This window comes from Gordonia sp. 34D (genome assembly GCF_056682775.1).
In genome coordinates, this window is record NZ_CM155293.1 from 3,130,882 (window position 1) to 3,148,469 (window position 17,588).

At 64.9% G+C, this 17,588-nt stretch carries 17 protein-coding genes; 5 read left to right on the plus strand and 12 right to left on the minus strand.

All coding sequences use genetic code 11. From position 1 onward, the window contains the following. Positions 1-33: 33 nt before the first annotated feature. On the plus strand, positions 34-1,224 hold the full coding sequence (locus AC1L34_RS14520; protein WP_424322967.1) for an acyl-CoA dehydrogenase family protein: 1,191 nt from the start codon (positions 34-36) through the stop codon (positions 1,222-1,224). A gap of 22 nt (positions 1,225-1,246) precedes the next feature. On the opposite strand, the gene AC1L34_RS14525 is transcribed toward AC1L34_RS14520, so the two are convergent. Beyond that, positions 1,247-1,588, minus strand: a complete 342-nt coding sequence (locus AC1L34_RS14525) for a YnfA family protein (RefSeq protein ID WP_424297187.1) — start codon at positions 1,586-1,588, stop codon at positions 1,247-1,249. Positions 1,589-1,690: 102 nt separating this feature from the next. Between AC1L34_RS14525 and AC1L34_RS14530 the strand changes: the two genes are divergently transcribed. Beyond that, positions 1,691-2,086, plus strand: a complete 396-nt coding sequence (locus tag AC1L34_RS14530) for a nuclear transport factor 2 family protein (protein ID WP_424297183.1) — start codon at positions 1,691-1,693, stop codon at positions 2,084-2,086. Between the two features lie 19 nt (positions 2,087-2,105). On the opposite strand, the gene AC1L34_RS14535 is transcribed toward AC1L34_RS14530, so the two are convergent. The 5 genes from AC1L34_RS14535 to AC1L34_RS14555 all read right to left on the minus strand — a co-directional run bounded on the left by AC1L34_RS14535 (position 2,106) and on the right by AC1L34_RS14555 (position 7,951). Then, positions 2,106-2,792, minus strand: coding sequence for an SDR family oxidoreductase (locus tag AC1L34_RS14535; protein ID WP_424297181.1), 687 nt, complete (start codon positions 2,790-2,792; stop codon positions 2,106-2,108). A gap of 22 nt (positions 2,793-2,814) precedes the next feature. Next, positions 2,815-3,960, minus strand: coding sequence for a serine hydrolase domain-containing protein (locus tag AC1L34_RS14540; protein WP_424322966.1), 1,146 nt, complete (start codon positions 3,958-3,960; stop codon positions 2,815-2,817). Positions 3,961-4,078: 118 nt separating this feature from the next. After that, positions 4,079-5,320, minus strand: a complete 1,242-nt coding sequence (locus AC1L34_RS14545; protein WP_424322965.1) for an MFS transporter — start codon at positions 5,318-5,320, stop codon at positions 4,079-4,081. Further along, positions 5,317-5,757: a MarR family winged helix-turn-helix transcriptional regulator gene (locus tag AC1L34_RS14550; protein WP_424295935.1), complete on the minus strand. Its 441-nt coding sequence runs from the start codon at positions 5,755-5,757 to the stop codon at positions 5,317-5,319. The genes AC1L34_RS14545 and AC1L34_RS14550 overlap by 4 nt, the downstream gene beginning before the upstream one ends. Positions 5,758-5,863: 106 nt before the next feature. Beyond that, complete coding sequence (locus tag AC1L34_RS14555) at positions 5,864-7,951, minus strand: TPM domain-containing protein (RefSeq protein WP_424322964.1); 2,088 nt, start codon at positions 7,949-7,951, stop codon at positions 5,864-5,866. Between the two features lie 53 nt (positions 7,952-8,004). Between AC1L34_RS14555 and AC1L34_RS14560 the strand changes: the two genes are divergently transcribed. Then, complete coding sequence (locus tag AC1L34_RS14560; protein WP_424295931.1) at positions 8,005-9,420, plus strand: phytoene desaturase family protein; 1,416 nt, start codon at positions 8,005-8,007, stop codon at positions 9,418-9,420. Here the strand turns inward: AC1L34_RS14560 and AC1L34_RS14565 are convergent. Further along, the gene (locus AC1L34_RS14565; RefSeq protein WP_424322963.1) at positions 9,410-11,029 is read right to left on the minus strand and encodes a hypothetical protein; all 1,620 of its coding nucleotides are present in this window, start codon (positions 11,027-11,029) and stop codon (positions 9,410-9,412) included. The genes AC1L34_RS14560 and AC1L34_RS14565 overlap by 11 nt on opposite strands. Positions 11,030-11,081: 52 nt before the next feature. Next, entirely contained in the window at positions 11,082-11,876 is a 795-nt protein-coding gene (locus AC1L34_RS14570; RefSeq protein ID WP_424322962.1) for an LLM class F420-dependent oxidoreductase, read from the minus strand. Between the two features lie 77 nt (positions 11,877-11,953). On the opposite strand from AC1L34_RS14570, the gene AC1L34_RS14575 reads away from it, so the two are divergent. Further along, the gene (locus AC1L34_RS14575; protein WP_424295925.1) at positions 11,954-12,580 is read left to right on the plus strand and encodes a class I SAM-dependent methyltransferase; all 627 of its coding nucleotides are present in this window, start codon (positions 11,954-11,956) and stop codon (positions 12,578-12,580) included. A gap of 24 nt (positions 12,581-12,604) precedes the next feature. On the opposite strand, the gene AC1L34_RS14580 is transcribed toward AC1L34_RS14575, so the two are convergent. From AC1L34_RS14580 to AC1L34_RS14595, 4 genes are read right to left on the minus strand one after another with little or no spacing between them, the layout of a single operon-like run. After that, positions 12,605-13,225: a response regulator gene (locus AC1L34_RS14580; RefSeq protein ID WP_424295923.1), complete on the minus strand. Its 621-nt coding sequence runs from the start codon at positions 13,223-13,225 to the stop codon at positions 12,605-12,607. Continuing rightward, on the minus strand, positions 13,222-14,409 hold the full coding sequence (locus AC1L34_RS14585) for a sensor histidine kinase (protein WP_424295921.1): 1,188 nt from the start codon (positions 14,407-14,409) through the stop codon (positions 13,222-13,224). The genes AC1L34_RS14580 and AC1L34_RS14585 overlap by 4 nt, the downstream gene beginning before the upstream one ends. After that, positions 14,349-15,152, minus strand: coding sequence for an ABC transporter permease (locus tag AC1L34_RS14590; RefSeq protein ID WP_424322961.1), 804 nt, complete (start codon positions 15,150-15,152; stop codon positions 14,349-14,351). Before AC1L34_RS14590 ends, AC1L34_RS14585 begins: the two co-directional genes overlap by 61 nt. Next, complete coding sequence (locus AC1L34_RS14595; RefSeq protein ID WP_424322960.1) at positions 15,149-16,087, minus strand: ABC transporter ATP-binding protein; 939 nt, start codon at positions 16,085-16,087, stop codon at positions 15,149-15,151. The genes AC1L34_RS14590 and AC1L34_RS14595 overlap by 4 nt, the downstream gene beginning before the upstream one ends. A 283-nt stretch (positions 16,088-16,370) precedes the next feature. On the opposite strand from AC1L34_RS14595, the gene dinB reads away from it, so the two are divergent. Continuing rightward, positions 16,371-17,582: a DNA polymerase IV gene (gene dinB / locus AC1L34_RS14600; RefSeq protein ID WP_424322959.1), complete on the plus strand. Its 1,212-nt coding sequence runs from the start codon at positions 16,371-16,373 to the stop codon at positions 17,580-17,582. Positions 17,583-17,588: the final 6 nt, after the last annotated feature.

Here is a 17,588-nt window from a genome sequence, read left to right on the forward strand (position 1 = left end):
CAACTTAACTTACTCAGTAGTAAGGTGGCCGACATGGCTATCAACCTTGAGCTCCCGGAGAAGTTGGATTCCACGGTCGAGCGCGCCCACCTGGCTGCCGAACACATCTTCCGACCCATCTCCCGCAAGTACGACAAAGCCGAGCACGAATACCCCACCGAGCTCGACGAGCTCGGCAAGATTGCCAAGGAATCCCGCAAGGGCGACCGCGATACCGACAAGAGAGCCGCAAGCGGGGAAGACACCGTCAACGGAGCCAACCTGCGCTCGGTGCTCAACGCACGCGAGCTGAGCTGGGGCGACGTCGGCCTCATGCTGTCGATCCCCTTCCAGGGTTTGGGCAATGCAGCGATCGCCGCCGTCGCCAACGACGAGCAGCTCGAGCGCTTCGCCGATGTTTGGGCTGCTATGGCGATCACCGAGCCGAGCTTCGGTTCCGACTCGGCTGCGGTCACCACCACCGCCACCCTCGACGGCGACGAGTACGTCATCAGCGGTGAAAAGATCTTCGTGACCGCCGGTAGTCGTGCCGACCACGTCGTCGTGTGGGCCACGCTCGACAAGAACATCGGTCGCGCCGCAATCAAGAGTTTTGTGGTCCCGATGAACACCAAGGGCGTCACCGTCGCTCGCCTCGAAGAGAAGCTCGGCCTCAAGTCGTCGGACACCGCAGTGGTGCTGTTCGAGAACGCCCGTGTACCTGCAGAAAACCTGTTGGGTACCCCGGATATCGAGGTCAAGAAGGGTTTTGGCGGGGTCATGCAGACCTTCGACAACACCCGTCCCGTGGTTGCAGCGATGGCTGTGGGCCTTGGTCGCGCCGCTCTCGAAGAGTTCCGCAGCATGCTGGAGGCCGCTGGCCACGAGGTCGACTACGACAAGCCCGCAGCCGCCCAGCACGCCGCCGTATCGGAGTTCATCCGATTGGAATCGGACTGGGAGTCGTCGTGGCTGCTGACCCTGCGCGCTGCGTGGATGGCCGACAACCGGGAGCCGAACTCGGCCGAGGCGTCGATGTCGAAGGCCAAGGCCGGACGCATGGTGAACGAATTGACCAACAAAACCGTTGAGATCGGTGCAACGGCGGCGTTCTCGGAGACCGAACTGCTAGAGAAGTGGGCACGCGACTCCAAGATCCTCGACATTTTTGAGGGCACCCAACAGATTCAGCAGCTGATTATTGCTCGTCGCGTACTGGGGAAGAGCAGCGCAGAACTGAAGTAGTCCCCTTCTCGCCTATTTCTCGTCAGGCGTCCAGTGCCCGCGGCATGTACATGATGACGGCCACTCCAACGAGGCTGATCAAGGCGCCCGTCACGTCCCACTTGTCGGGGCGGTAGCCGTCGGCCACCATTCCCCAGAGCAGCGATCCGGCGATAAATATCCCGCCGTACGCTGCCAGGATGCGCGCAAAGTTGGCGTCCGGCTGCAGGGTGGCGACGAAGCCGTAGATGCCGAGCGCGGCAACGCCGGCACCGATCCACAACCACCCGCGATGCTCGCGTACTCCCTGCCAGATGAGCCATGCGCCGCCAATCTCGGCGAACGCGGCAAGCACGAACAACAGGAGCGACCGGGTAATCGACATGGTGTCGATCTTGCCACCTGCGCCTTCGTGCCACGCCATCGCGCGTCGGTGTGACGGCTGCTACTCTCACGCCTAGAACGTGTTCCAATTAAGGGAGTAGAAATGACTGCTGAGCAGCAGGAAACCGGTTTGTCGGACAAGATTGCCGCCACCGTCCAGGCGTACATCGATGGCCTCAACGGCGGAACAGCCGAGGATATGGCCAATCTGTTCGCCGAAGGCGCGACCGTCGAAGACCCGATCGGCGCACCGATCCGCGGCACCCGCGAAGAGCTGATCGAGTTCTACGGCATCATCACCAATCTCGACAGCCGCGACGCGGACCTTAAGTGGACCAAGATCGCTGGCGATACCGCCGTCTTCGAGTTCTCCCTGGTCACCGGCACCGGCGGCATGAAGTTCGAGATCACGCCCGTCGACATCATGGTCTTCAATGAAGAAGGCAAGATCAAGAGCATGCGCGCCGTCTGGGCACCCACCGACCTCAAGCAGGTCTAGTAGTTCCGACGCCCGACGGCTAGGTATTGCGCGACACGCGGGGACGCAGAACGATCTCGGTGGGATGAGCGTCGGCTGGAGTATTGACTGCGGTGGCAACAGCGGCCGCGACAGTCTCCGACCGCAGGTAATTCGCCGGGTTGTACTGCGTCCCTTCGCGTGCCACGATGTCCCGTTGCATGTCGGTGTCGATGCGGCCGGGGAAAATCGAGGTGACCCGCAGTTCGGGTTCCTCGGCACGGAGTCCGTCAGCGAGCGCTCGCAGCGCGAACTTACTTGCCGCGTAAGGCGTCCAGTTGGGGCGGACATTCATGCCGGCACCGGAGTTGAGAAAGACGACGTGCCCGCCCGCGGCACGCAAACCCGGCAGCAAAAGCCGCGTCAGTTCGGCCGCGGCAATCACGTTGATATCCATCAGGTACCGCCACTCCTCGACGGGGGTATCGGCGACGGCCTCCAAGCTACTGGCGACGCCTGCGCTGTGCACCAGGACGTCGAGTGGGCCGATGGTTTCCATCGCCGCTTCGACGGCGTCGTAGTCGGTGAGGTCGACCGGGAAGGTCACCGCGCCGTCCAATTCCATTGCTAGTTCATCCAGTTCGACGGAACCCCGGCCGCCGAGCAGAAGGTCGTGGGTGGGCGCGAGCGCGCGTGCGATCTGCGCACCCACGCCACGACTGGCTCCAGTAATTAACGCGGTAGGCATGCTGTGAGTCTATGCCGGGACGCTATCGGTTGAGGCTTTCAAGACCTTCAAGGATTGCGCGGTAGTAGCGTTCCGACCGATCTGACCCAATGACGCCGCGACCCATTCGGTTCATCACGTAGGAGATGGTGACTCCGCGATCGGGGAACATCGCCGTGAGCGATCCGCCCCAGCCACCCCAGAAACACACGCGCTCGTCGGTCGGCAGGTAGGGGATTGTCGCGGGTTCGGGCAGGCCATAGCCGATACCCCAGCGCAGCGGGGCCCCGAGCACCAGATCGACGCCGCTTGCCTGCTCCTCGAAGATCCGGTCAATGGTGTTGGGGGACAACGACACTCCATCAACGGACCCCCGAGAGATGACCGAGAGTGCCCGGGCGAGGGCCCGGGCCGTGGTGTGTCCGTTGAGGGCACCCATGTCGGCGCGCCGCCAGGCCGCGGTGTTGGCCGAGCCGGCGTCGGCAATCGGTCCGGTGAAGGTGCGCATGGTTATCGATGTCATGTCGACCTTGTCGGGGTCGATGGGCCGAGTCGGCTTAAAGACGATCTCGGCGATGCGGTGATCGTCGGCCTCGGTGGCACCGATCTGCAGGTCAATCCCCAGCGGTCCGGCGATCTCCGCGGCAACAAACACCTTCAACGGCATGCCCGAAACGCGCCGGACCACCTCGCCAAGCAAATGGCCTTGGTTGTTGGCGTGGTAGCCGGACGCGGTTCCGGGCTCCCACCACGGGGCTTGTCGAGCTAACTGCGCGATGGACTTGTCCCAGTCGTACATGTCCTCGACTTCCCACGGGCGGTCCCAACCGCTCACTCCGGAGGTGTGCGACATCAGGTGCCGCACCAGGACGGCGTCCTTGCCGTTCTCGGCGAACTCGGGCCAATAGTGGGCCACGGGAGCGTCGAGGTCGATCAATCCGCGATCTACCAGCAGCAGTACCGCGAGGGCGGTGACTTCTTTCGTGGTCGACCACACGTTGACGATGGTGTCCCGCTCCCACGGGAGGCGCTTGGTTGCGTCCCGATACCCGCCCCACAGGTCGACGACCAGGTCTCCGTCGACATCGACCGCGATCGCGCCGCCGAGTTCATTCCCGGTGGAAAGCTCCTCTTCGAAGGCTTCCCGTAGCCGGGCGAACCTTGGCTCAATGGTCCCGTTGACACTCATCAGCACTCCCGACTAAACGCTCGCTTACCTTTGGGGCGAGGGTAAGTCGAAGCGGGTCGGTGGCGGGTTTGAATCGACAATCTGGGCCTAAGAATCAGGTGCCGCCGCGGGTGATTCTTTAGAACTCTTCGGCACCGACGAGAGCGGCCTCAGCCGGCACCTCGTGCTCGTTGAGCTTGGGTCCGTTGCCAGCGAGGATCAGGGCGCTGACAGCGATGGCGCAGTAGCCCGCAGCGAACCAGAAGGGGGCGGCCATGCCAAACCATTGCGCGATGTAGGCGACCATGATGGCCGACGCTGCGGCACCCATCCAGCGAAGAAAGCTGTAGCCAGCGCTGGCCACCGACCGGGGAGTGGACTCGTCGGCCGCAGACATGGCGACTCCGGTGAACAGGGTATTGAGGACGCCGGACGGGATGCCCGAAATAACGACGGCCAAACCGATCATCCAGACCTGATCGTCCATCACTCCGATGGCGGCGACAGCCATCGTGACCAGGTAGGCGAGAATTGCCACGATCACGCCGGAGCGTTCGCCGATGGCTTCGGCCAGTCGTGGCCCGACGAACACACCCGACAGGGCAGTCAGCAGACCCCAGCCGAAGAAAATGATGCCCGCATAGATTGGCCGCAAGCCCATGGCGAGCGGTGACCACGCGATGACGGTAAACAGCGCACCGGTGTAGAAGGCCGCGCCGATCGAGTTGATGAGCAGGACGCGGTTCTTGAGGGCCTTGATGGGATCGAGAAGTTTCACCGGCTTCCGTTCGGAACGCGGACCATCAGCGGGAAGCATTGCGGCACAAAGGATTGCACCAGCCAGCATCAGGAGAGCGGTGCCCGCGAACGGTGCTCGCCAAGTCCATTCACCAAGGACGGCACCCAACAGGGGGCCGACGGCCAAGCCCACACCCAGTGCGGCCTCGTACAGCAAGATTGCGCCTTGCTGACCGCCGGTGGCTTGTCCGACGATGAACGCCAACGCGGTCGCGATGAAGAGGGCGTTACCCAGACCCCAGATCACGCGCAGCGCGATCAGCTGGTCGATGTTGGTGGCGAACGCCGAGACTCCCGCCGCTACGACGATGCAGACGAGGCCGGTGGTCAGGGTGCGCTTGGGGCCAAACTTGTAGGCGGCCCACCCGGTGAGCAACATGGCGAAGACCTGCACGCCCATGTAAACACCGAACAGTTGCGTCAGCTTGGTTTCGGGAGCGCCGAGGGCGATGCGGATGGTGTTGAGAATTGGGTCAACCAGGCCGATGCCCATGAAGGCGATGACAGCCGCGAACGCGGTGACCCACACGGTCCGAGGTTGTCCTTTAAACACCCCAATCAGGGAGTGGTTTTCAGTGCTCATGACAGTTCCATTCGAGTTTGAAGTTCGCGTAGCGCGGGCAATGCGGCAGCGAGCGCGGCGCGGTGGTCGGGGGAGAGCGATGCCATGGCCTGGGTAACGACGTCGTCGCGGCTGGAGCGAATTTCGTCGACGATCCGGGCGGCTTTGGCGGAGGGACTGACGACCACCGCCCGGCGGTCGGCCGGATCGGGTTCGCGGGACACCAAACCTTCGCGAAGTAGGCCGTCAACGAGAGCGGTGGCGGTCGGCATCCGAATGGATTCACGTTCGGCGAGTTCGCCCATCCGCATTGGTCCGTGATCAATCAGGACGGCGAGCGCGGAGGACTGGGCGGCACTGAGTGTGTTGACGGGGGCGTTCCGTCGCAGTGTCAGGTACAGCCGCGTCACGGTATGGCGCAGCCCCGAAACCAGGTCGGCGTTAAGGTCATCGGTCACAGTTCGTAACGCTAATACTTCGATAACCTAAATAAAAAGGGGATGAATGGGACACGGCCTATCGAACAGGCAATTTAGCGCTAAAACATGACGCGGATCACGTCGGTTAGAAGCGTCCACCGGTCCCGATACGACCGGAACTCGACGATCCACCGAACGATCCGGGGCTCCGACCGCCGGTGCTGTAGCCGCGACCGCGGCCGCTGCCAAGACCCCCGCCGCCAAAGCCCCCGCCGCCAAAGCTGCCGCCCCGCATACCACCGCGCAACACGCTGTCGACCAGAACGCCGGTCAGGATGGCCGCATTGGGGTTACCCATGGACGTACCGAAGTTGGAGTTGGTGCGCTGCTGCTGTGCCTGCCAGTTCACCACGTCAGACTGCGCAGCCATCAGCGCTTCGTCGGCGTGCTTGGCCGCAAGGCGGGCCTTTTCGAGGGCCTGATCGGGATTGGTGTCGGCGAGTTCGACGGCCTCCGAACCCAGCTGCTGGGCCCGCGCGAGGCGCGTGCGGGCCTCCGCGCCGATCCCGCCACGCCGCGTGTCGATGAAGTCCGCTGCCGCTTGGGTCTTTGCCTCGGCAGTCTCCAACGCATTGGTGACGAGCTGGGCCTTGCGGGAACGTTCCTCGCTGGCCTTCCGGGCCAAGTCGAGGATCTGATCGAGCTCGGCATCGGAGTCCGACAGCTTCGCGAAGGTGCTCAGCGGATCGGTCTCGCCATCGGCGGTCGCGGCTGCCACCGCGGCCTTCGCCTTCTCGATCACGGTCGCCACATCGAGGACCGGGTGGTTGAGTTCTTGATCTCCGAGCGAGAGTGCCTCGGTGATTTCTGCGGTCACTTCGTTGATCAGGGATGCCAGCCCTCCGCGGGCTCGCGAGATGGTCGCGTCGGCGGAGTCGATGGCGTCGAGCAGTTTGGCCGCAGCCTCCAGCGCCGCCTCGGCCGACCGGATGTCGGCGACGACGGGTCCCTGCTGACCGGCGGGGAGGGCGATTGCCTCGCGACCCTGATCAATGCTGGCCTCGGCGAAGTGGATCTGCTCGCGCGCCAATTCGAGGTTTCCCGAGATGGAGGCGATAACCGCCCCGCCGTGCTTGTCGGTAAGGGCGCTGAGCTGCGCTTCGGACTGGGGGAGCCGCGAGGTGATCTCGACAACCCGGCGCGTGAGCTCGCTGAGCCGACCGTCGGCGTTGATCAGCAGATCGCGCAGCGTGTCGAACGCTTCGACCTGCTCGTCGAGGAGCGAATCGGCATCCGTGCACGAGGTAATGATCTGCACCAGCATGGAACGCTGTTCGTCGGGAGTTTCCGGAATCGCATCGTCGAGGCGCTGCCGAAGCGCGAACGACTCAGACAGCGCCTGCTGGGCAGTGTTCATCGCGGACGTGAATGGGGCGGCCTCGGCCTCACCGAACTCGTCGATGGCGAGGGTCAACTCGTCGGCGCTGGTCTTGATGGCATTGTCGGTGTCGGTGAGGATCTCTCGCGACCACGCGTGCAAGACATCGAGGGGCTGTTCGGACAGTTGGTCGACGCTGAGGGAATCGCTACTTTCCCGGAGTGCATCCAGATGTGCGGACTCGGCCTTGCGCTTGCGGCGTCGGCTGACGAGGTAAGCGCCGCCACCGATGACGGCGACGCCACCGACGGCACCGGCCACAATCGCGCCAGTCTGCGAGGACTCCGGTCCGGCGGCCGCTTCGATGGCACGGACGGTGTCGACCGCCGATGCCGCCCACTGCCCCTTGATCAGCTTCGGTTCCAAGGTGTTGGTACCGATTTCCTCCAGTTCGGCCTGGGTGAGGCCGTCGATCGGCTTGGCGCTGGTTAACTGGTAGGCGCGGTCTTTGGTTGCCACTGCCAAGATGATGTCGCCGTTACCGAGGCCGCTCAGTTGCTCGGTCTTGAGGGTCCAGTCCTCGGCGGACATGCCGTCGAAGGAATCGACGTACACCACCCACATCTGGGCGGTGCGGGAGTCGTAGAGGCTGTCGACGGCAGCCACGATGTTGTCGTGATCGGTGGAGCTAAAAACGCCCGCGGTGTCGACGACTTGATCGGGCATGCGCAGCGGTGCCTGGGCTTGAGCTGAGCCGCCCCCGGCCAAAATGACGGCGATGAACATCCCGAACGCGGCCACGGTACTAACGAGGAATCGGGCCGGCAGCCCACGGCGGAGGCTCGCAAAGATCATGGACCTAACTTAGCCTGAGGCCGGGACAGTATTGGGCCGACGATCGGGGACCGGTGGGTAACGAATGGGACGCGATCGTTGTTGGCGCGGGTCCCAACGGACTCACTGCCGCCGCGACGTTGGCACGGGCGGGCCGATCGGTGCTGGTGGTGGAAGCGGCACCGGTGATCGGCGGCGGTACCCGGACTGATCACGCCTTCGGGCCGGGGATTGCCCGTGATGTCTGTTCGGCCGTGCATCCCACTGGTTACGTGTCAGCGGCCTTCACAGATTTGGGGCTCACCGACCGCCTGACGTGGCTGGTGCCGGAAGTTTCTGTCGCACATGCCTTCTCGGCAGCTGACGGCCTGGGGCTGCACCGTGATCGAAGCCGACTGGCGACCGAACTCGGCGCTGATGGGAAGGCCTGGCTGCGGACGGTTGGTCTCGGGGCCGATGTCGCGGCTGACGTCTTGGCGATGCCGGGGTGGCCCACCGATCCAATTACTATGGCCCGCTTCGGTGCGGCGGCACTGGCTCCGGTCGACGCCCTGGTGCGGACGGTGTTTCGTGACGAACGGACTCGGACCGCATTCTCGGCGATTGCCGCGCACGCCGGGCGACCGACCACGTCGGCGGGGTCGAGCGCGCCCGGTCTCTTGCTGGGACTGCTCATCGAATCGGGATGGCCCGTCGTGGCCGGGGGCTCACGGGCGATATCCGATGGTCTGGCAGCAATCATCGTCGAACACGGTGGGCGCCTCGAAACCGACTGGCATGTCAAAGAGTTCGGCGAACTGCCGACCGCGCGGCAGGTGCTGTTCGACGTTTCGCCACGAGCCTTGGCCACGATCATGGGAGAGCGGCTACCGCGCCGTTATGCCGGTCGGCTGGAACGGTTCCGATACGGCGGTGGCGTGTGCAAAGTCGACTTCCTGCTTCGCGAGCCGATCCCGTGGACCGGTCGTGCCGCAGCGGCGCTGAGCACCACCGGAACCTTCCACATTGCCTCCGACCGGGCTCAGATCCGAGCGACTGAGGCGGCTGTTGCCGCCGGGAAACTACCGGAGCGGCCGTGGGTCCTCGGCGGTGAACCGACGCGGCTCGATCCGTCTCGGGCACCGGCCGGCGTTCATCTGGCGTGGGCGTACTGCCATGTTCCAGCGAACTGCGAGGTAGACGTCTCCGATCGCATCGTCAGCGAAATCGAAAGGTGCGCACCGGGATTCAGCGACCTTATCGTCGATCAGCGGGTTGCTACCGCCGTCGACTTCGCGGCGTACAACCCAAACAATGTGGGTGGCGACATCAACTGCGGTGCCGCGAGTCTGCGCCAACTGCTGGCGCGGCCCGTGCCGTCACTGCGGCCGCACACGACCCCGGTCCCCGGCGTGTACCTGTGCTCGGCGGCCACCGCGCCGGGCGGTGGGGTCCACGGCATGAGCGGGTATCGGGCGGCCCAGGCCGCGCTGGCCGACGTCAGCGGATAACCAGGTCGTGGTTGGTGGCGCTCAGGGTGATGGCGGCGATCGACTTCCCCCGCATCCACGTCCTCACAAACTCCTTGAGCGCGGGATTGCTGTTGCGGTCGCGGTAGGCGCTCGCCGGGATCTCAATGGCACCAATGAGATGGCGGGGCGTCTTGGTGAGGCCAACGTGACCGGGGCTCATGCGCATGCCGTCTGCGGTATGCAGGAGTACCGGGATCTTGGTGCCGTCGCGCGTGGTTACCGTCGCCTGACGAGTGGTGACCGCAGGATCGAAGTTGTCGACCGAGATGCGGTACGACGACGGCTCCGCGGTGAGGCCAACTTGGGCGAGCAGTCGGGGATCGATGACGCTGTACGGCAAGCCGATATCGATCAGCGTTTGACCGTCGACCGATGCGCTCCGGGACGGCAGAGTCGTGTAGAGATTCCACGGCTTCGGCGGCGCTATGGTTTCGCTGGAACGGTCGGCGGCAGAGTTCTCCAGCAGCTTGCGCTGCAACGGCGACCCGGTGGCGGTGAATGCCCAGTTCTTGGCGTGAATATCCTTGTGCCAGAAACCATTCTGGCCGTCGCGGCGACCTTCCACGCGGAGCTCGCGTTTCTCGACACCCGGTCCGGTGGAAACCACCGTGATCGCCGAGGTCACCTCGCCTGGAATCTTGGGCTGCCTGGTCCAGTCGGGTGCGGGGAGCCGCACGGCCGCCGTGTTGCGGTCGACCATTTCCTGCGACAGGTTGGTGGCGCTGGGCTTACCGGCCTGACTTTCCCAGCTGTACCGGAAAAAGACCGAATCTGAGCCCGACGAGTCGAAGTCGAAGGTGCGCGTGAACATATCGCCGTAGCGGTTCATCACAAAGGTGGTCGACGCCGCCGCGGACAACGCGACCGACTGGAACCGGCCGCCGAGCGGGCTGCCGATTTCGTAACTGTCGTCGTTGGGGAGCCACGGGTCGGCGTACGTGATCCGACTGCCGTCGCCGGTTAGCGCTGGGATCATCGTCATCTTGGCCTGCCCGGACGGGTGGATCCGGCCCGCACCGTCGGCGTACACGCGGTTGTCCCACGGGGACGTGACGCTTAGTGCCCAGCCCCCGGTGCGATTGTCGGGCAGGGTGCGGCCCGGTCCCATCCACAGCATGGAGCCCCATCTGGAGGTCCAATTCCACAGCAGCGGTGACTGATTCACGTTGTCCATCGTGTAGATCCAGCCTGCGCGATCGACGCCGACGAGTTCGTCGTCGTCGAGCGAAATGGCGACCAGCTTGCCCGTCAAGCACGACGGCAGCGGCACCACGCGCCACGAGGTGCTGTGCCGTGGCCGCGTGATCAGCTGACCCGACACCAGTGCGAACTCCCAGTACTTGTTGAACTGGGTCTTCTCGGTGCGCAGGTCTACGCGCTTTGGTGCCTGCTTACCGCTGTACCTACCGAAGTTACTCAGGCCGGTTTGGTTGCCCGATGACGGAATGCCCGGCGGGATCTGCGCGGTCCCGAACGGTACGCACGACGCCGGTCCGGCCTGGGCGGCAGGTGCAGCCAGCAGACTGAGGGAGGTAACCGCGGCAAGGGTGGCAGCGGCCGTGCGGGTGAGGAACCTGCGGGTAGTCATGAAATCGGACTATATCGGCACCCGCGACGCTGCCTCAGCGGAACTGACGGCGTCAGCCCGCGCGGGCGTCCCGCCACTTGATGAGAGCCTCGACGGCAGTCAGGTCGTAGTCCGGTCCGCCCGTCGCCACGGTCAGCAGGGTCACGCCTTCAGCGGTGATGTCATCGGCGAACTTCAACATCGCGGCAACGTCGCCGTCGAACCGGATCTCGGCCGAGCGTTCGATCTCTGCCGGGTCGCGGCCGACATCGGCGCAGTGCTGGGCGAGCACGGCCGATTTGTGGCGGTAGGAGTCAACGCCCACGAAGGCATGCCAAATATTGCCGTGGGTAGCGATATGGCGGAGCGTCTTTCTTTCCCCGCTACCGCCGATGAGCAGTGGAATCTCGCGCAGCGGTTGCGGATTGAGCTGCGACAGTCGGTTCGCAATGCGGGGGAGTGACTCGCCGAGATTGTCGAGCCGGCTGCCCTTGGTACCGAAGTCGTAGCCGTACTCGTCGAAGTCACGCTGAAACCAGCCGCTGCCGAGGCCGAGGATCAGTCGACCGCCGCTGATTTGATCGACGGTCCGCGCCATGTCGGCAAGCAACTCGGGGTTGCGGTAGGCGTTGCAGGTGACGAGGGCACCGATCTCGACGTTCGAAGTTTGCTCGGCCCACGCGCCCAGCATGGTCCAGCACTCAAAATGTGCGCCGTCGGGCTCGCCGTACAGCGGAAAGAAGTGGTCCCAATTGAAGACGATGTCGACCCCGGCGTCCTCCGCGCGTCGAACCGCATCGCGGATCAGCCCGTAGTCCGGGGCGTGCTGAGGTTGAAGTTGGACACCGACGCGAACGGGAAAAGTCATGACTCCCAGTGTGCCGGTGATTACGTCGCCGTGCCCGGCAATGACATAGGGGATAGAACTGTGGCAGCGTCAAAGGCATGAGCGAACACCACCACAACCACGACGATCAGCAAGCCCCCGCGCATCCCGTTACCGCGAGCGAATGGGACGAGCTCTACAGCACCGCCGACCGCCTCTGGACCGATAACGTAAACCCGGCCATTATCGCCGAAATTACCGGTGTGACACCGGGTTCGGCGTTCGACCTCGGTTGTGGCGAGGGTGCCGACGCGCGCTGGCTGGCCGCGCAAGGCTGGTCGGTAGTCGGTGCCGATATCTCTGAGGTGGCCCTCGATCGAGCTCGGGCGATTGATTCACGTGGAACAATCGCTTGGACTGCGTTCGACGTCACGGCTGACTCGTTCGACCGTCAGTACGACCTGGTTACGGCCAGCTATTTCCATATCGCCAGTGACGACGAGGCGACGTTCCACAAGCTCGCCGATGCGGTGGCCCCGGGCGGAACTCTTCTAGTGGTGATGCACGATCCCGAAGGGATGCGCGCGCACGGCCGCGATCCGGAGGGCTTCATTTGGGCCGACGACATGGTCCGGATGCTCGGCGACGGTTGGACGGTCGTCACCAACGACAACCGTGAGCGAGGCATCCCGGCTGGCGGCGGTCATCACGTGAACGACGTGGTGCTGCGGATGGTGCGGAACTAGCCGTCGCGTGAAGGTTGGGCGCGGCTAGATCCATCCCAGATCGCGGGCTTTGACCGCTGCCTCATAGCGGTTCCCGACGCCGAGTTTCGACATCGCGGCCGACAGGTAGTTCCTGGTGGTGCCGGGGGAGAGATGTGCCCGCGCGGCGATCTCGTCCACGGACGCGCCGTCGAGGGCGAACTCCAGAACGTCCGCTTCACGGGCGGTGAGCGCCGAGTCGCCGGTGCTGATGGCTTCCGCGGCGAGCTCGGGATCCACGTATCGACCACCGGCGTGCACGGTACGGATGACGGTCGCCAAGGTGCTCGATGACGCCGTCTTCGGCAGAAACCCGCGCACACCGCTCGCGAGCGCGCGTTTGAGATAGCCGGGCCGACCGTGGCTGGTGACGAGGAGGACGCCAGCCTCCGGGGAGAGTTTCAACAGACGCACCGCAGTTTCGATGCCGTCGATACCCGGCATCTGGAGGTCGAGCACGGCCACGGCGACGGGTACGCCAGCAGCGGTTCGCTCCGCCCAGATCGCGAGGAGTTCCTCGCCGGTCCCGACATCCGCGATCACTTCGAGGTCGTCTTCCAGCGACAGCATGGTGGCGAGCGCCGAGCGGATCAGCGTCTCATCGTCGGCCATCAAGATCGGAATCATGCGTCCTCCCAGCGGACTCGGAGAGTGAATACGCCGCCGGTGGAGTCGGCGTCGAGGGTGCCACCGACGGCGCGCAGGCGTTCGGCCAGGCCAGCGAGACCGGATCGATCGCCAGCTGACGCGGCCGCGCCGTTATTGCTCAAGGTGAGCCCGGTGACGCCGAGAGTAAGGGCCGCCGTGGTGCCCGACGAGTGTCGCACGATGTTGGTGGTCCCTTCGCGAACCACCCACGCGGCGGCTTCGTGGAATTGGGCGGGCACCGCTTCGGGACTGCCTTCGATCGTGAGGTGACAGCCCGCAGCTTCAAGCAGCGACTTTGCCCCGGCCACCTCGACGGGCAGGTCGATGCTCCGGTAGCTTCGCACCAGCGACCGCATCTCTTCCATCGACTCCACTGCGAGCGTCTTCACCTGATCCATCTCGACGGCGGCGCGGTCGGCATTGCCGGGCGTGCGGGCTAAACGCGAGGCCAGTTCGCTTTTGACCGCAATTGCCGAGAACGAGCGACCGACGACGTCGTGGAGGTCGCGTGCGAACCGGAGTCGTTCCTCGGCGACTTTCAGCTGAGCCTCTGTGCGCCGCGCATTGTCGAGGTCATCGACGATGCGGAGCGTCCACAGGGAGGCGCGGGTGGTGACGACCATGAAGGCGCCGATTGCGGTTAAGATCGCGATCCCAAGGAGCGGATTGCGGTCGTAGCCGTACCCGACGATGGTGGCCACCGAGATCGCGAGGAGAGCGATCCAGTGGTATCGGAAGAACGGCAGCATCGCGAGCGCCAGGGTGACGACCGTGATCATCCCGACGGTGCCGACCATCCGATGGTCGCCAGCGCGGATGAGAATGAGACCTCCCACCCAGGCGACCGCGACCGCTGCCGCGCAGGCAACCTGGATGCGCCTGCCGTGTACTGGCCTCTCGATTCCGGTGAGTTCGGGGCGGACCTGGAGAAACGCGACGCCAGCGAACAAAGCGAGGAAGCTGAGAACTCCGGCCGCAACGTCGCCGGTTTGGACAACCCCGACGACGCCCAGTGCCAGCAGCACGGCCTGCAGTGTGACCCTCGTGTACAGCCGGTATTTGGCCGGGTCCGACAGTCGTCGCCACCGGCGCGGTGCCAGGTTCACCCGCGATCGTCCCAGCGGAAGCACTTGTAGACGAGTGCGATCGCGGCGACGGTCCATACCGCCAGTGTGGCAAGTGGTTGCCCGATCTCGCTAAACGACCCGGCGAAACTCGCTGCGGGTGTGTCGGCCCCGGCAACCGCAGTTTTCCCCGCGGCACCGAGATTGATCAGGTCGCTGACCGCGGCGAACGGGGTGTAGCCGAGCAGTTCGGCGGCCCGTTCGGGCAAGGCGGCCCGGATGTTCCCGGCCCCAATCATGGCCATGGCGATCACCGGAAGCGAGGTGATCTGGGCGGCTTCGGCGTTCTTGGTGAAGGTGCTCGTCGCGAGCGCGAGGAGGGCGAACAGGACGGAGCCTGCGGCGAGGCCCAGGACCATCAACAGCGGGTTCACCGGCGCGGGGGCACCGAAGCCGTAGACGACCGCGGCGACCACCGTCGCCGTCGCGACGGTGATGGCGATGCCCGGAATCGCCGGGGCCGTGAGGATCTGCCAGTCGTCGGCTTCCCCGGTGCGCAGGCGTTTGAGAACGCCTTCGCCCCGGCGGGTCGTCACCAACGACAGCATGGTGTAGAACTGCACGAACATCAGCGCGAACAGCGCGTACATGTCGAAGGTTGCGCCGGCCACCGCAGCGGTGGTCCCTTCGCGCGAGGCCAGCAGGAACACGCCCAGCGGCATTGCGACCGGAAACACCAGCGCGGTGAAGACGAGCGTCTTGTTGCGACGGAACTGGGTGAACTCGGCCGCCGACAACGCGGCCAGTGGACGGCGACGGGTGGTGGTTCCGGTGGTGGTCACGTGAGGGCTCCAATCGGTGCGTCGAGCGGGTCCTCGGTTGTGTCTCGATCGGCGACGTCGAGGAAAACGGACTCGAGAGAGGCGGCGCGGGCGGTGAGGCCGATGAGCTGAAGGCGGTTGGCCTGCGCCCACGACAGGAGTTCGAGCAGATGATCCTGCAGGTGGCGGGTCTCGATCTCCACTCGGCTGCCCGCGTCGATCCGAGTGGCCGAGATCTGCGGAAGGGTGATGCCGGGATGGTCGAAGGCGATGGTCGCCGGGTGGTCGGACACTATTTCGCGCAGCGTCCCGCTTCGATGGATGCGACCGGCGTGCATGATCGCGATGCGGTCGGCGAGGGCTTCGGCCTCATCGAGGTAATGGGTGGTAAGCACTATCGTCACCCCCGATTGCTTCAACTCCGACAGCAATCGCCAGGTGGCCCGCCGATTCTCCGGGTCGAGGCCGGTGGTCGGCTCGTCGAGGAACAGTAGGCGCGGTTGGCCGAGCAGCGCGCAGGCCAGATCGACTCGCCGCTTCTCGCCGCCCGACAATGCGCCGACGCGGACATCGGCTCGATCCGTCAGGTGTACCTGGGCGAGGACCTCATCGACGGTGGTCGGATGTGTGCACGTGCCTTGCCACATCTTGAGGGTTTCGGTGACTGTGAGCTCGGCGGGCAGACCTCCCGACTGCAGCATGATGCCGACCTCCGGGCGCACTTGCCGACGGTCGCGCAGCGGGTCCATGCCGAACACCTGGACGGTACCGTCGTCCGGTGCGGCGAGGCCCTCTAGGAGGTCGAGGGTTGAGGTCTTTCCCGCACCGTTGGTGCCCAGGAGAGCGAAGACCTCGCCCTGCTCGACTTCGAGGTCGACCCCGCGCACCGCGTGGTACGTGTCGTCGCCGTGGCCGTACCAGCGATGCAGTCCGCGGGCGGCGATGACCGGGCTCATCGGGTGGCCCACTTGGTGCGGGTCCCGACCACCCAGTGAGTATCGGGGCAGTGATCAGCGGTTCTCATGCCCTCAACTCTGGTCGCGTTGGGCGGCGCACAGTAGTGCGCGCAATCATCAGTTCACGTGGGTTCTGCACGGATCTCGCATGACAGATGTCATTGCCGGATTGTTCCGACTCGTCAATAAGGCACCGCTGACCCTCGCAAATTGTCAGACCCCTGAACTAGAATCGAACGTAAGTTCGAGATGGCCAGCGATGGCAATGGTGTGGAGGTCAGGCATGCGAGTGGAGGCGGGTAACCGGGCCGAGGCGTCTATCCTGCATGCCGATCTCGACTCGTTCTACGCGTCGGTGGAGCAGCGCGACGATCCTTCGTTGCGCGGGCGTCCGGTGCTGGTCGGGGGCGGGGTAGTGGTTGCCGCGAGCTACGAGGCCAAAGCTCTCGGCGTGCGCTGCCCGATGCCCGGACATGAGGCCCGAGCCCTGTGTCCGCGCGCGGTGATGGTGCGGCCCCGCTTTGAGGCCTACACCGAAGCCAGCCGCGCGGTGTTCGCGATCTTCAACGGCACCACCCCGCTCGTGGAGGGCATCTCGGTCGACGAAGCCTTCCTCGATGTCGGTGGGCTGGCCAAGATCAGCGGAACGCCGGTCGCGATCGCCGAACAACTGCGGCGCCGAGTGCGCGAAGACGTCGGTTTGCCGATCACCGTTGGCGTCGCGACGAGCAAATTCGTTGCCAAAGTCGCCAGCGCAGCGGGTAAACCCGACGGCCTGCTGCACATCCCCGCGGGTGCTGAACTCGAATTTCTCCACCCACTACCCGTCCGGCGCCTGTGGGGCGTCGGCGCCAAAACCGAACAGCGACTACACGATGCCGGAATCGAAACGGTCGGCCAAATGGCCTCGCTGGGAGAAGCTCACCTCGCCTCGCTGCTCGGACCGGGTACGGGCCGTCACCTGTACTCGCTGGCCATGGCCCACGACCCACGCCGAGTCAGCACCGGACGCCGCCGCACCTCCATCGGTGCCCAACGCGCCCTGGGGCGGCGGATCAAGTCAGAAGCCGACATTGAAGCCACCCTCGTCGGGATCGTCGACTCCTTGGGACGACGACTGAGGGGTGCCGACCGCCTGACGCGAACCATGGTGCTGCGCTTACGTTTTCACGACTTCGAGCGCGTCACGGGGTCGCGCTCGCTGCTCGAACCGACCGACGGGACCGAAACCATCCTCGCCGTAGCGCGCGGCCTGCTCGACGAAGCAATGCCGCTGATTCGGGATCGTGGCTGCACCCTGATCGGGCTGTCGCTGACCAACCTGTCCGACCACGGCGCCGTGCAGTTGGCCATTCCGTTCGGCGGCGACGACCACGCGGGCGAACTCGACGTCGCGATCGACTCGCTGCGCAACCGCTACGGAAAGGGCGCAGTCACGCGCGGAGTCTTGGTTGGGCGGCGCGCCCTGCCCGATACTCCGATGCTTCCCGACTGACGTGCG

Bases quoted from the DNA above. Each gene is read 5' to 3' on its own strand.
- AC1L34_RS14520 (WP_424322967.1), top strand. From the start codon at position 34: ATGGCTATCAACCTTGAGCTCCCGGAGAAGTTGGATTCCACGGTCGAG.
- AC1L34_RS14525 (WP_424297187.1), bottom strand. From the start codon at position 1,588: ATGTCGATTACCCGGTCGCTCCTGTTGTTCGTGCTTGCCGCGTTCGCC.
- AC1L34_RS14530 (WP_424297183.1), top strand. From the start codon at position 1,691: ATGACTGCTGAGCAGCAGGAAACCGGTTTGTCGGACAAGATTGCCGCC.
- AC1L34_RS14535 (WP_424297181.1), bottom strand. From the start codon at position 2,792: ATGCCTACCGCGTTAATTACTGGAGCCAGTCGTGGCGTGGGTGCGCAG.
- AC1L34_RS14540 (WP_424322966.1), bottom strand. From the start codon at position 3,960: ATGAGTGTCAACGGGACCATTGAGCCAAGGTTCGCCCGGCTACGGGAA.
- AC1L34_RS14545 (WP_424322965.1), bottom strand. From the start codon at position 5,320: ATGAGCACTGAAAACCACTCCCTGATTGGGGTGTTTAAAGGACAACCT.
- AC1L34_RS14555 (WP_424322964.1), bottom strand. From the start codon at position 7,951: ATGATCTTTGCGAGCCTCCGCCGTGGGCTGCCGGCCCGATTCCTCGTT.
- AC1L34_RS14565 (WP_424322963.1), bottom strand. From the start codon at position 11,029: ATGACTACCCGCAGGTTCCTCACCCGCACGGCCGCTGCCACCCTTGCC.
- AC1L34_RS14570 (WP_424322962.1), bottom strand. From the start codon at position 11,876: ATGACTTTTCCCGTTCGCGTCGGTGTCCAACTTCAACCTCAGCACGCC.
- AC1L34_RS14575 (WP_424295925.1), top strand. From the start codon at position 11,954: ATGAGCGAACACCACCACAACCACGACGATCAGCAAGCCCCCGCGCAT.
- AC1L34_RS14580 (WP_424295923.1), bottom strand. From the start codon at position 13,225: ATGATTCCGATCTTGATGGCCGACGATGAGACGCTGATCCGCTCGGCG.
- AC1L34_RS14585 (WP_424295921.1), bottom strand. From the start codon at position 14,409: ATGGACCGTCGCCGCGATCGCACTCGTCTACAAGTGCTTCCGCTGGGA.
- AC1L34_RS14595 (WP_424322960.1), bottom strand. From the start codon at position 16,087: ATGAGCCCGGTCATCGCCGCCCGCGGACTGCATCGCTGGTACGGCCAC.
- dinB (WP_424322959.1), top strand. From the start codon at position 16,371: ATGCGAGTGGAGGCGGGTAACCGGGCCGAGGCGTCTATCCTGCATGCC.